Below are 12,394 nucleotides of genomic sequence, written 5' to 3'. Positions count from 1 at the left end.
ATTTATTTTCTCTCCTTCACAATCTTGTCTTCGCGCAAAGATTTTTGATAACCTTCATTTCTGGTTATATGGGAATTTATCTGCTCAAGCTCCGGATATTTCGCCAAATATTCAAGAATATCATCCATAGAAAATAAATTGTTTTTTTGATAAAGCGCGCTGTAGATCTTGCCGACAAATTCCAGGTCTTCCTGATTATCCAATGTCCAACGCTTCTCCTTAAGGTTCGTCTTATATTCAACTCCCGCCAGCTTAAAAAACGCCGGATTCTTCCTGATATAAGCGGTCACATGTTCGCGTTCCGAAGAAAGTTTCGCCTCTATCCAGGCTTTTTCTAAAGCCGCGGCGCTGAAGACTTCGACATCTTCTCCATCCGGAAAAGTTTCATTGATGGTATTCGAAGTGTAATCAGCTCGATCCTTGATATGCTTGCGCAAAACCGTTTCGATCACCTGTGGGTCCATGAGCGGGCAATCGGCCGTTATCCTGATCACCGTTTTGGCCTTGAACAACTTTGCCGCTTGATAATACCTGTCCAACACATCATCTTCGGACCCGCAATAAACGCTTATCCCCTGCTCCGCGCAAAGCTTAATGATCGGCAGATCGCCTTTCGATACGGTGGTGGCGACTACCACCTCGTTGACCAGGCGGCAGGCCTGGACCCTTCGAATCACGTGCTCCAACACTGTTTTATCTGCAATCTTTATCAGTGCCTTACCCGGCAATCTGGTCGAACCCATTCGCGCTTGAATTATGGCGACTATTTTCATTTATGCGCCAACTTTCTTCCCGGCCCAATTAAACGGCAAAAGAATCTCTTCATTTTGTTCTTTTAACTGGTCTAATTCTGGTAACAGGCCGGCCACTTCCGAGGAGCGACCGGCCGCGAGGATCAGTTCTTTCAAGTTTTCCGGACTATCCACCCCAACAATCACCTGGTCCACCTGATCATTTAAAACAGCATAATTTAAACAGATCGCCTGGATCGATATGTTATTCAGGGAAGCAAGGGAGCGCAGACTGGTTATTTTATCCTTGATAGCATTAAATGACGGGTCAAGCTCTGCCGGATTTTTGAATGCCAATCCCTGTAAAAACACCGACCGGACATGGACCTCGATTCCTTTCCGCTTAAGGGTCGGTAAATAATCTTCGAAACGGCGGTCAAAAATACTATACGGAAACTGAACAAGATCAAAAGGGACTTCATTGGTCAGCAGCTCATCAAGCTCTTTTGGATAATAAAGAGAAAATCCGATCTTGGCGATTTTACCAGAGCGCTTTTGTTCCACAAGCCAATCATAGATAACTGGTTGAAAACGGTAAGTCTCAAAATCATGGAAAATATATCCGTATAAAGAAGTCCGCCCCAACCTCTGAAGTGTTTCCGCCAGATAATTTGGCGCTTCCGCAACCTGGCATTTTGGCAACTTTGAAACCAGTTGAAAATAATTCTTTTTGAAACGTAAATATTCACCAATAACTGTTTCGCTTTCGCCGTAACCATAGGCCGTATCCAAAAGATCAACTCCGGCCGCCGCTGCTTCGTCCAGGATCGCAAATACCTCTTCTCGCGGAACTTTACCCCGTTGGTTGTTGACGCCGTAATCCAATCCGAATTGAACCGTCCCCAAAGTAAGCTTGTTCATGGCAAACCTGCTTCCGAAATAACTTGTTTAAATGTGTCGATCACATAAGTGACATCTTCATCGTTCATTTTAGGGAATAGCGGCAAAGTGATGGCTCCGTGATAATAAGCTTCCGCGTTGGGGCATAAGCCGGGCTGATAGCCCAGCTGGCGATAATAAGGCTGAAGATAGACCGGAAAATAATGAACATTAACTCCAATTCCTTTACTCCTAAGTTGTTCGAATATCTCTTTCCTCTTGTCCGAAACAACGACCGGATAGATATGCCAGGCAGAAGCTCGCCCTGGTTTAACTTTAATGGTCTTGACACCAGCCAAGCCGGCCAAGGCCCGCTCGTATTGAATAACGATCTCTTGCCGTCGTTTGATAAACTTATCCAGTTTTTCCAGCTGTTTTATCCCCAAAGCTGCCTGGAAGTCGGTCAGGCGGTAATTGAAGCCGAGGTGATGCAGCTCGTAATACCAAGCTCCTTCGTCCGGCCTGGTCAAGACACTCTGTTCGCGCGTAATCCCATGTGTCCGGAACATCATAAGCTTAGTATAAAAGGCCTTGTTATTGGTCAAGACCATGCCGCCTTCCCCGGTAGTGATGTGCTTGACCGCGTGAAAGCTTAAGCAAGTCAGGTCGGAATAAGCGCAAGAACCGATCTTTTTCCCTTCGTACTCCGCCCCGAGAGCATGGGCAGCATCTTCAATTACCGTTAAACCTTTGGCTTTAGCAATCTTGCTAATTTCTTTCAACTCGACAGGATTGCCGGAAAAATGGACAGGAATAATTGCTTTCGTTTTAGAATTGATCGCCGCGGTGATCTTTTCAGCCGAGATATTGGCCGTTTCCCACTCGACATCGGCAAAGACCGGCTTGCCGCCGCAATAGAGAACACAATTGGCGGAAGCGACAAAAGTGATCGGGGAAGTGATGACTTCGTCGCCGGCAGAGATCCCTGCCGCGAAACAGGCGGCATGCAGCGCGGAGGTGCCGGAGTTCATGGCTACGGCGTATTTAGCCCCACAGTAGGCGGCGACCTTCTCTTCAAAGTCTTTAACCTTCGGCCCCTGGGTCAGCCAAGGAGACCGCAACGCCGCTGCCACCGCGTCTATGTCGGCCTCATCGATCCATTGCGTTGCGTAAGGGACTGATCTCAAAGTTAATTCTCCTTGATCATTGCCTGGAGCTCGGGGATAGACAACCATTGTTCGTTGGTATCACTGCTGTAGGAAAATCCGTCGGCCACGTCTTTCCCTTCGGCATGATTTGCCCGGCTCCACCAGTTGAAAGCCGGTTGCAGGACGTAACAGTCGCTCAATTCTTTGGTCAGTCTGGCATCATCGGCCGAGATCATCACTTCATGGAGCTTTTCTCCCGGACGTATGCCAACGATCTCGGTTTTGCAGTGAGGCGCGATCGCTTGCGCCAGATCGGTGATCTTCATGCTCGGGATCTTGGGAACAAATAGTTCCCCGCCGTGCATCCTCTCAAATGCTTTGATCACAAATCTGACCCCCTGTTCCAGGGTGATCCAAAAACGGGTCATCCGCTCGTCAGTAATGGGCAATGACCCCGCTTTCATCTTCTCCTTAAAGAACGGCACGACACTGCCCCGGCTGCCGACAACATTCCCGTACCTGACCACGGCAAATTTGGTGCCAGTCCCGCCGGAATATGAATTAGCGGCAACAAAGAGCTTGTCTGAGCACAGCTTGGTGGCTCCGTAAAGATTGATCGGATTACACGCCTTGTCAGTAGAGAGCGCCACCACTTTTTTTACATTACAGGCGATCGCCGCGTCAATGATATTCATCGCCCCGTCAATATTTGTTTTGATCGCTTCCGACGGATTATACTCCATGGCCGGGACCTGCTTCAGGGCGGCCGCGTGGACGACATAATCAACCTCATGGAACGCCCTCATCAACCGCTCCTTATCCCTAACATCCCCGATGAAAAACCGGATTGTTTCCTGGCCCGCGAACTGCTGGGCCATTTCAAATTGTTTCAGCTCGTCGCGGCTAAAAACTATGACCTTTTTCGGCCGGTATTCGTCAAGCACTGTCTTGACGAATTTCTTACCGAAAGAACCGGTCCCCCCCGTTATCAGGATCGTTTTATTATTAAACATGCTGTTTCTCCTTTGCGTACTCTGTCTGGAACCAAGCGACAAATTCCTTCAAGCCGGCTTCGATATCGGTCTTTGGCCGATAATTGAGCTTTTTCTTGGCCGAACTGATATCCGCCCAGGTTTCTATCGGATCACCCGGTTGCAAGGGCATCATCGTCAATTTCGCTTTTTTCCCCAACAATTTTTCCAAACAGCTTATGAAAGACAGTAATTCAACGGTCTTATCATTACCTAAATTAAATATTTCATATTTAGCGTTATAAACCAGGCTGGCTTTCACGCCCGCCACAATGTCATCAATATAAGTAAAATTCCTGGTCATCTTACCCTGATTGTAGACGTCAATCGGCTGGCCGTCTAAGATCGCTTTAGTAAAACTGAAATAGGCCATGTCCGGCCTCCCCCATGGGCCATAAACCGTAAAAAACCGCAAACCAATAACCTGGATGCCGTAAAGATGGCTGTAAACGTGGGCCACCAGCTCATTCGACCGCTTGGTTGCCGCGTATAGCGAGATAGGATTATCCACCCGATCGTCCACAGAAAACGGCAGTTTAGTATTCCCGCCATAGACCGAAGAGGAAGAAGCAAAAACAAATTGTTTAATGCCGAATTGCCTGGCACCTTCAATGATATTCAAGAAACCTTCATTATTTGATTTTTGATAAGCAAAGGGGTTGGTCAAGGAATAACGGACCCCCGGCTGGGCCGCCAGGTGGCAGATCCGATCTATTTTTTCGGTACGGAATAATTTGGTCAGCCCTTCGTAATCGCACAAGTCAAGACGATAGAAATTATAGCCTGATTTATTTTGTAAAATGGCGTTCCTGGCCAATTTGAGGCCGACATCATAATAGTCATTCAGATCATCAAGGCCGACAACTTCATCACCTTGGGCCAGGAGGGCGGCTGAAACATGAAAACCAATAAATCCGGCCGAACCGGTAACCAAGGTTTTCATCTTAATTAAATTTTCTCTCTTTTTTGTACCAGTCAATTGTTTTTTTCAGGCCAACCTCAAAGGAGGTCCCGGCCCTAAAGCCGAATTCTTTTTCCGCCCGGGAAATATCGAGCCGGCGCCGCGGTTGGCCGTCGGGCTTAGCCGCGTCCCAGACTATTTTGCCTTGAAAGCCGGTCAGCAGAACGATCTGCGCGGCCAGGTCCTTGATCGAGATCTCAAAACCGGCGCCCAGGTTTACCGGCTCCGGTTTATTATATAATTCAGCGGCCAGCAAAATACCCTCGGCGGCGTCTTCAACGTAAAAGAACTCCCGAGTCGCCTGCCCTGTCCCCCAAACTATCAGCTCCTGCTCACCCCGCTCCTTTGCTTCCAAGCATTTTCTGATCAGCGCTGGAATGACATGCGAGGAATTAAGGTCGAAATTATCTCCCGGCCCATAGAGATTGACCGGCAGAAGAAAGATCGAGTTAAAACCGTATTGCTGGCGATAGGCCTGCGATTGGACCAGCAGCATCTTTTTTGCCAGGCCGTAGGGAGCGTTGGTCTCTTCAGGATAACCGTTCCAGAGATCCTCCTCCTTGAAGGGGACCGGAGTGAATTTCGGATAAGCGCAGATCGTCCCGATCGCCACAAATTTCTTCAGCCCGAATTGCCTGCCCTGCTCGATAAGCTGAACGCCCATCATCAGATTTTCATAAAAAAACTTCCCGGGATTTTCCCGGTTGGCCCCGATCCCCCCGACCACCGCCGCCAAATGAATAACAATATCCGGCTGGGCGTCGCGATACAGCCTTTTGACATCGGCCATCTCGACCAGATTGTAATTTTCTATCTGCGGAATGAATATTTCACGGCAGCCCAGCTCTTTAAGCTTGGCAACGACAAATGAACCTAAAAAACCCGCCCCACCGGTAACGGTCACTCGCTTCTCTTTCCAGAAAGTCATTCTCTATCCCACCGTCAACTTATTATTCGTCCAATTGATCCCTTTAGCGGCCAAGATATTTTTACCTTCACCGGGCGATTTCTGGCCCAGCATTTCCAAATCAGCGTCAACCATGATCTTGACCAGTTCATTGAACCTGACTTTCGGCTCCCACCCCAGGATTTTCCTGGCCCGGGAGATATCCGCCTGGAGAAAATCGACCTCGGTCGGACGAAAATATTTTGGATCGATCTCCACGTGCTCTTGCCAGTCCAGCCCGGCGTAAGAAAACGCCGCGCTGACGAATTCTTCAATGGAGTGGCTTTCGCCCGTACCGATCACATAATCATTAGGCTTATCCTGCTGCAGGATCAACCACTGGCATTCGACATACTCGGGCGCGTAGCCCCAATCGCGCCTGGCCAAGAGATTTCCCAGAAAAAGCTTGTTCTGCCGGCCGGCTTTAATCTCTGCCACCGCGCGGGTGATCTTGCGGGTCACAAAGGTCTCACCGCGGCGCGGGCTTTCGTGGTTGAACAATATCCCGTTGCAGGCAAATAGATTGTACCCTTCTCGATAATTGGTGACCATCCAATAGGCGTAAACCTTGGCGGCGGCATAAGGGCTGCGGGGCTGGAAAGGAGTCGCTTCATTTTGCGGCGCTGGAGCGGCCCCGAACATTTCCGAGCTCGAAGCCTGGTATAACCTGGTTTTGATCCCGCTGCGCCTGATCGCCTCCAGCAGACGCGTTGTCCCTAAGCCGGTGATGTCGCCCGTATATTCCGGCGTGTCAAAACTCACCCTAACGTGGCTCTGCGCGCCCAGATGATAGATCTCATCCGGCCGGATATTGTAAATAAGATCCGTGAATTGTCCGGAATCGGAAAGATCGCCGTAATGCAGAAAGAAATTCGCGCCAATACTATGCGGATCGATGTAAATATGGTCGATGCGGTGAGTATTAAATGTGCTGGCCCGGCGGATCAAGCCGTGAACTTCATAACCTTTGGAAAGCAATAATTCGGCGATGTAGGAGCCATCCTGACCGGTAATCCCGGTGATCAGAGCTTTTTTCATTAGTATTCATTCACCTCGGGTAAAGCATAACAAGATTATACCATTTAGGCATTAATTGTCAAGAAGAGAATTAACTAGTCATCACTAGTCAACTCTATTTAAACGCTTCGATCAAATAATCCAGGAAAAACGCTAAAAACATCGAGCCAAAAAGTCCGATAGAGAAGCCGGCAATAAACGAGAATATCCTCCGCTTCGGGATCGGCTTGTTAGGGACATCCGCCCGGTCGATCACGCTGAACGCATCGATTTCTTTCGCTTCCTCAAGTTTGGCCAGCTCAAACTCACTTTTCAACATTGAGTAAGTCGAAACAAGGATATCATATTCCATCCTCAATCGTCTTGCTTCGACGCCCAAAGCCGACAAATTATCCGGGGCCAAAAGAGAGAATTTTTTTATTTTTTGTTCGGAGCTTTTCAGGTCCGCGGCAACCCTGGGGATCTGGCTTTCCAAATACGCCCTTTTTTTCCTGGCTTCCGTAAAATTCATTTTTCGCCAGTACTTTTCCGCCGCCGCCGCATAGTCATTGGCAATATCGGCGGCCAAAACCGGATCATTATTTATGATCTTGATCTCTATTAATTCGCCTTTGGATATCTTTGGCATCGCCTGAACTGCAGTAATCTGGTCCTGTCTTGATATGCCCGACAGCGCCCACCCCTTTATCCGCTTAGTTAAATTAAGATCATCCAAAACAATTTCGGCAACCGCACGAGATGAAATAATACTTAAAAATGAATTAGACCCATTTAATTGAATTCCAAATAGCCCTGCGGGGACCATCCCCGGAATTTGGGAATTGTTTTGCCCCTTTAGAAGCAGAACAGCTTTGGCTTCATATATTTTTTTTTGCGAAAGTGACGGCCAACCAACAAGAAAAGTCATAATTATCGACGCCAGCACGATAAAAACCTTCCATCTCCAAATAACCGCGACGTAATCCTTCAAGTCAATCTCATCACCCATATGATCCTCCAATATATTCTTATTTCGAGAAAACAGTCTTATATAGCGCGATCGTCGTAAAGACCAAGGAAGTAAAGCTGGTAAAGTCCGAGAAATAAAAGAACTGCGCCGGAACATTTATGACATCACCAGGCATGACTTCAATGTCCTTTTCTGATCGGCCATTAAATATAATATCAGAGCCATCCGCGCCGACCTGCTTATCGCCGCGAGTTATGGTCGAAGCGGAGAAATTAGCCTGCGCTGTCGGACCGCCGGCAAAACTTATATAATCCGAGAATTTTTTCCCGGACAAATATTCGAACCGGCCGCTCCTCTGGACCTGGCCGTAAACGTAGACGAATTTTTTTTCGCCGAGATACAACGGTTTATCGTCTGATCCGCTGAGATATATTTGTACTTTCCTCGGCTGGACCAAACGAAACGAGAAAGTGAATTTTTCCTTATAAACTTCCTTTATTTTCTGATCGATCAGCTTTTTCCCCTCAGGGATGGTCAAGCCCAAGAGTTCGATCTCCCCTACTTTCGGGATAAATATCTTCCCATCCGGCCCGACAACCAGAAGATAGTCCAAGGACATGTCATTCTCACCAATGATCAGATTGGCCGCCACCTGGTCGCCCGGGCCCAATTTGTACTCATTTTCAATGATATTATCACTGACAATGTAGCCCGTATCACTGGCTGTAGCTTGGGCCAAAACGGCGGTAGGCAAATTAAGGACAAAGATCATCAGCATCCCCCAAACAAGCTTCTTCAGCATATATTTATTCTCCTCTTATTTTTCTCTAGTTAGAACTAAGTAAATATTTACTATTATATCATTTAAGTCTTGGGACTGACAAACATCGACAGGCCAGCGGCCCAGCCTATGGTCACCCTACTCCGATACCGTAATAATTAAAACCGGCCGACTGCAGGAGCTTGGGGTCAAAAACATTCCGGCCATCGATGATCACCGGCCGATTCATCATTTGTTTCAACTTTTTAAAATCTACTTCACGGAACTCGTTCCATTCAGTCACAATGATCACCGCGTCGCAATCTTTGGCCGCGTCATAAGAGCTCCGGCCGTATATTAATTCCGGAAATATTTTTTTAACCTTGCCGCTGGCCATTGGATCATAAAGCCGCAAAACCGCCCCTTCAGCCATAAGCTTCTCAATGATATAAAGCGCCGGGGCATCGCGCAGGTCATCGGTCAGCGGTTTGAAGGCCAACCCCCAGATAGCTATCTTTTTTCCTTTCACACCGCCTAAGATGTTCTTTATCTTGAGGACAAATCTTTCCCGCTGGGCCTGATTAACAGCGGCGACATTTTTAATGAGCTTAGTCTCATAATCATGTTTTTGAGCCATATTGACCAACGCCGAAATATCTTTCGGCAAACAGGACCCGCCGTAACCCAGGCCGGCTTTCAGGTAATCATGGCCGATCCGATGGTCATGGCCCATTCCTTCCGCCACCCGCCTGATATCAGCCCCAACGCATTCACAGACATTGGCAATCTCATTAATGAACGAAACCCTAGTCGCCAGAAAAACGTTTGAAGCGTATTTAACCAATTCAGAACTACGGGAATCCATAAAAATGACCCTGGCATTTAAAGGACGATAAAGCTCGGACATTATGTTAGAAGATCTGTTGTGGCTCGAACCAATAACTACCCGGTCGGGATGGAGAAAGTCAAAAACCGCTTTCCCCTCACGCAGAAATTCAGGGTTAGAAACTACCTCAAAATTTTTCCGGCTTAATCCAGCCTTGATCATTAGCTTTTCAACCATTTCCGAGGTTCCGACCGGCACAGTGCTTTTCACGACAACAACTCTAAAATCAGATCTCTTCGATTTTAAAATATTAGCCACTTTCCGGCTGACCTCAATTATCGCGGAGAGATCCGCTTCTCCATTAGGCAGCGGAGGGGTTCCAACAGTAATGAAGACCACACTAGCTGAAGTAATTGATTTCGCAAGCTCATGAGTAAAGAACAGCCTGTTGGCCGCCACATTCTTCAGGATGAGCTCTCTCAACCCCAACTCAAAAAAATCCACCACCCCGTTCTTGAGATTAGCTATTTTTTTCCGATCAATATCAACGCAGGAAACTTCGTTGCCAAAATCCGCCAGGCAGGCCCCGGTAACTAAACCAACATAGCCGGTCCCGATCACACATACTTTCATGAGTGCCCGCTCTTTCGATAGGTTCTAACCACCCACTGGATTTTCATTTCATTCACTTCTCCTTGGCCGCCTTTCTTTTGCCAGTTTAGGTTTAACCATCCGCAGTATCTCTTCCCCCAAGATCCTGTACTGCCCCCCAACCTTGCGCGCTTGCAGCACGCCCCTTTTGATTAATCGTAAAAACGTAGAGCGCGATATTTTGAGGAGAGATTCCGTCTCTTCAGGCGTGTAGATAGCGTGCTCAAGAACTTCCATGCAGGCTCATTTTAACATAAAGTGTCAAAAGGTGTCAAGACGAACCAGTGGCTATAGCGCCCTCATCCGATGCGTTAAAGTTTCGTACCTTCTCCCAGGGGGAGAAGGTGTCTTGCTAAAGCAGCTTTGCTTAGCACCCTCTCCCAAAGGGAGAGGGTGAGAGTCCTCAACGTTAGCGGGTGAGGGCTGAGACATGCTTCGCGATTGCCAAACAAGCGGTTAATCCCGGCGACTCGATGCCGATCAGGTTGATCAGGCCCGGCAAACCAAGCCGCGATTCTTCTCTGATGACAAAATCACGTACCCCCTCACTTGGACCCTGCAATTTTGGCCTGATGCCAGCTTGATCTGGAGCTAGATCTTCTTCCCTAACCTGAGGGAATAATTTAACCACCGACTCCCAGAAAGCACGGCGGTGGGCTGGGTCGACCGTATAATCAAGCTTATCGACATATTGGACGCTCGGGCCGAACTTGAGGCCGCCCGCCAGGTCAACGACCGAATGGACCCCCAACCCGGTCACGTCATGTTCCGGCACCGGATAAACCAAATGTTTGATAAATGGCGGCTTAGTGTAAGCAAAATACTCCCCTTTGCAAAAATGAAGACGATATTTTTCTTTAATAATATCGATCCCAGCCATAGCCGCGAGCTGGTCGGCGTACAATCCGGACGAGTTAATGAGGATTTCTGTTTTCAGCGAAGGTTCGCCGTTTATACTTAGCAAATAGCCGTCCGGTTGACGGCTAACGGCTGTCAGCTGTGAACCATAAGCCAGTAAACAGCCGTTCTCCTGCGCTTCCTGCTCGAGCGCCTTCATTAACTGATGCGAATCAATGATCCCGGTATTAGGCGAATAAAGCGCCTTGACTCCCTTGACCCCTGGTTCAAACTTGGCTAACTCCGTTCCCATCATATACCTCAACCCCCTCACCCAGTTAAGCTCCCCCTGCTTCATCAACCCCTCAAGCTGTTTAACTTCGCCGTCATTAATCGCGACAATTATCTTCCCCAGTCGTTTATGCGGGATATCATGCTCCTGGCAATATTTGTAGAGAAGTTTGCTCCCTTCAACACACAATTTCGCTTTGAGTGACCCTTTGGGATAATAAATACCGGCGTGGATAACCTCGCTGTTCCGGCTGCTCGCTCCCTGGCCAAAAGAAGTTTCCTTCTCCAGCAAGACAATATCCTGCTGTTTCCTGCTAAGCTCGGCCGCGATCGCCAGCCCGACCACTCCAGCGCCGATTATTGTTATTCTGGTTGTGTCCATGGCCCCCTTAACCCCTTCTGTCACGACTATCGTCGTGACATCTTCCCCTTATTAAGGGGAAGATAATAATGAATCAGCTATTTGATCTGATATTTTATCAACAACCAAGTCTATATCATTTAATATATCATCATTTGTGAAGCGGAGAAAGTTTATTTTCAGTGTTTCGAGGAGTTTCTGTCGCGCCCTATCGTATATAACCTGATCTTTACCTTGGTGATATCCACCATCAACCTCGATCGCCAGTTTTATTTCAGAGCAATAGAAATCAACCACAAAACCCATTATGCTGTATTGCCGACGGAACCGGCATCCCTTGAGCTGCCTTCTCCGTAGCTTTTTCCATAACTCCTGCTCCGCCTCCGTCATATTCGCCCGTAATATTTGCCGCTTCTCCCTGTCCTTTCTTCTGTTATATATCTTCGTCATCACTTATATTATAGCGAAAGTGGGGTGTAAAAGCGCAAGCCATCCCCTTCCCCCTTAATAAGGGGGAAGGGGACCTAGGGGTTAGGGGTAAAAGCGGAGCCTAAAACCTGGCGTAAAGTATCATCAATACCGCGGCCAGCCAGCCAAACATGGTCAGGATAAGCGGCCAGTCGGTCAACATGATCGTCTCCGCGCTCCCGCCTTCATCTTCATTGTAGACCAGGTAGAGAAAGCGGAAGAGGCCAAACAGGACAAAAGGAACAGTCAGAATAAGCCTCTGGGTATTGAACTTTAAAACCGTCTCCGGCGCCAGGGTGTAAAGCGAATAAGTGACGATCACCGCCGCGGTTACGATGGCGATCAACTGGTCAAGAAAAACAGTCCCGTAACCCTTGAGCGAAGCGCGATGCCGGTCCGCCCCTTCCCCCAACAACATCAGCTCGTGCCGCCGCTTGCAGAAAACAATAAAGAGGGCCAACAGTGAAGCGCAGACGAGAAACCAGGGGGACATATCGATATTAATGACTTCGACACCGGCCACCCCGCGCAAGACATA

Annotated in this window: 13 protein-coding genes; all 13 read right to left on the bottom strand. The window is 48.2% G+C overall.

What is annotated here, in order from left to right; all coding sequences use genetic code 11:
• Nucleotides 1-2: 2 nt before the first annotated feature.
• Nucleotides 3-773 (bottom strand): glycosyltransferase family protein, encoded by a 771-nt coding sequence (locus WC903_06565; GenBank protein ID MFA5893597.1) that lies wholly within the window; start codon nucleotides 771-773, stop codon nucleotides 3-5.
• Nucleotides 774-1,652, bottom strand: coding sequence for an aldo/keto reductase (locus tag WC903_06560; GenBank protein MFA5893596.1), 879 nt, complete (start codon nucleotides 1,650-1,652; stop codon nucleotides 774-776).
• A complete protein-coding gene (gene pseC / locus WC903_06555) occupies nucleotides 1,649-2,845 on the bottom strand; it encodes a UDP-4-amino-4,6-dideoxy-N-acetyl-beta-L-altrosamine transaminase (GenBank protein ID MFA5893595.1) in 1,197 nt (398 codons plus the stop codon). Before pseC ends, WC903_06560 begins: the two co-directional genes overlap by 4 nt.
• Nucleotides 2,800-3,771: a UDP-N-acetylglucosamine 4,6-dehydratase (inverting) gene (pseB, locus tag WC903_06550; protein MFA5893594.1), complete on the bottom strand. Its 972-nt coding sequence runs from the start codon at nucleotides 3,769-3,771 to the stop codon at nucleotides 2,800-2,802. Before pseB ends, pseC begins: the two co-directional genes overlap by 46 nt.
• Nucleotides 3,764-4,732, bottom strand: a complete 969-nt coding sequence (locus WC903_06545; GenBank protein ID MFA5893593.1) for an NAD-dependent epimerase/dehydratase family protein — start codon at nucleotides 4,730-4,732, stop codon at nucleotides 3,764-3,766. The genes pseB and WC903_06545 overlap by 8 nt, the downstream gene beginning before the upstream one ends.
• 1 nt (nucleotide 4,733) lies before the next feature.
• Entirely contained in the window at nucleotides 4,734-5,678 is a 945-nt protein-coding gene (locus WC903_06540) for a GDP-L-fucose synthase (protein MFA5893592.1), read from the bottom strand.
• Between the two features lie 3 nt (nucleotides 5,679-5,681).
• Nucleotides 5,682-6,734: a GDP-mannose 4,6-dehydratase gene (gene gmd / locus WC903_06535; protein MFA5893591.1), complete on the bottom strand. Its 1,053-nt coding sequence runs from the start codon at nucleotides 6,732-6,734 to the stop codon at nucleotides 5,682-5,684.
• Nucleotides 6,735-6,828: 94 nt separating this feature from the next.
• Nucleotides 6,829-7,818, bottom strand: coding sequence for a Wzz/FepE/Etk N-terminal domain-containing protein (locus WC903_06530; GenBank protein MFA5893590.1), 990 nt, complete (start codon nucleotides 7,816-7,818; stop codon nucleotides 6,829-6,831).
• Nucleotides 7,721-8,464: a polysaccharide biosynthesis/export family protein gene (locus tag WC903_06525; GenBank protein MFA5893589.1), complete on the bottom strand. Its 744-nt coding sequence runs from the start codon at nucleotides 8,462-8,464 to the stop codon at nucleotides 7,721-7,723. The genes WC903_06530 and WC903_06525 overlap by 98 nt, the downstream gene beginning before the upstream one ends.
• A gap of 112 nt (nucleotides 8,465-8,576) precedes the next feature.
• On the bottom strand, nucleotides 8,577-9,881 hold the full coding sequence (locus tag WC903_06520) for a UDP-glucose/GDP-mannose dehydrogenase family protein (protein MFA5893588.1): 1,305 nt from the start codon (nucleotides 9,879-9,881) through the stop codon (nucleotides 8,577-8,579).
• A gap of 427 nt (nucleotides 9,882-10,308) precedes the next feature.
• The gene (locus WC903_06515; protein ID MFA5893587.1) at nucleotides 10,309-11,409 is read right to left on the bottom strand and encodes an NAD(P)/FAD-dependent oxidoreductase; all 1,101 of its coding nucleotides are present in this window, start codon (nucleotides 11,407-11,409) and stop codon (nucleotides 10,309-10,311) included.
• Between the two features lie 51 nt (nucleotides 11,410-11,460).
• Nucleotides 11,461-11,838 (bottom strand): endonuclease domain-containing protein, encoded by a 378-nt coding sequence (locus WC903_06510; protein ID MFA5893586.1) that lies wholly within the window; start codon nucleotides 11,836-11,838, stop codon nucleotides 11,461-11,463.
• Nucleotides 11,839-11,938: 100 nt separating this feature from the next.
• Nucleotides 11,939-12,394: decaprenyl-phosphate phosphoribosyltransferase (locus WC903_06505; protein MFA5893585.1), on the bottom strand; the 456-nt coding region annotated here is incomplete at its 5' end.

The sequence above is a fragment of the Candidatus Margulisiibacteriota bacterium genome, assembly GCA_041658645.1.
Lineage (GTDB): Bacteria > Margulisbacteria > WOR-1 > O2-12-FULL-45-9 > XYB2-FULL-48-7 > JBAZZV01.
This window is presented reverse-complemented; position numbering and strand designations above follow the sequence as displayed.

What these genes read in the sequence shown, in the direction of transcription:
- WC903_06565 (MFA5893597.1), bottom strand. Translation starts at nt 773, where the DNA reads ATGAAAATAGTCGCCATAATTCAAGCGCGAATGGGTTCGACCAGATTG.
- WC903_06560 (MFA5893596.1), bottom strand. Translation starts at nt 1,652, where the DNA reads ATGAACAAGCTTACTTTGGGGACGGTTCAATTCGGATTGGATTACGGC.
- pseC (MFA5893595.1), bottom strand. Translation starts at nt 2,845, where the DNA reads ATGGTTGTCTATCCCCGAGCTCCAGGCAATGATCAAGGAGAATTAACT.
- pseB (MFA5893594.1), bottom strand. Translation starts at nt 3,771, where the DNA reads ATGTTTAATAATAAAACGATCCTGATAACGGGGGGGACCGGTTCTTTC.
- WC903_06545 (MFA5893593.1), bottom strand. Translation starts at nt 4,732, where the DNA reads ATGAAAACCTTGGTTACCGGTTCGGCCGGATTTATTGGTTTTCATGTT.
- WC903_06540 (MFA5893592.1), bottom strand. Translation starts at nt 5,678, where the DNA reads ATGACTTTCTGGAAAGAGAAGCGAGTGACCGTTACCGGTGGGGCGGGT.
- gmd (MFA5893591.1), bottom strand. Translation starts at nt 6,734, where the DNA reads ATGAAAAAAGCTCTGATCACCGGGATTACCGGTCAGGATGGCTCCTAC.
- WC903_06530 (MFA5893590.1), bottom strand. Translation starts at nt 7,818, where the DNA reads ATGTTCCGGCGCAGTTCTTTTATTTCTCGGACTTTACCAGCTTTACTT.
- WC903_06525 (MFA5893589.1), bottom strand. Translation starts at nt 8,464, where the DNA reads ATGCTGAAGAAGCTTGTTTGGGGGATGCTGATGATCTTTGTCCTTAAT.
- WC903_06520 (MFA5893588.1), bottom strand. Translation starts at nt 9,881, where the DNA reads ATGAAAGTATGTGTGATCGGGACCGGCTATGTTGGTTTAGTTACCGGG.
- WC903_06515 (MFA5893587.1), bottom strand. Translation starts at nt 11,409, where the DNA reads ATGGACACAACCAGAATAACAATAATCGGCGCTGGAGTGGTCGGGCTG.
- WC903_06510 (MFA5893586.1), bottom strand. Translation starts at nt 11,838, where the DNA reads ATGACGAAGATATATAACAGAAGAAAGGACAGGGAGAAGCGGCAAATA.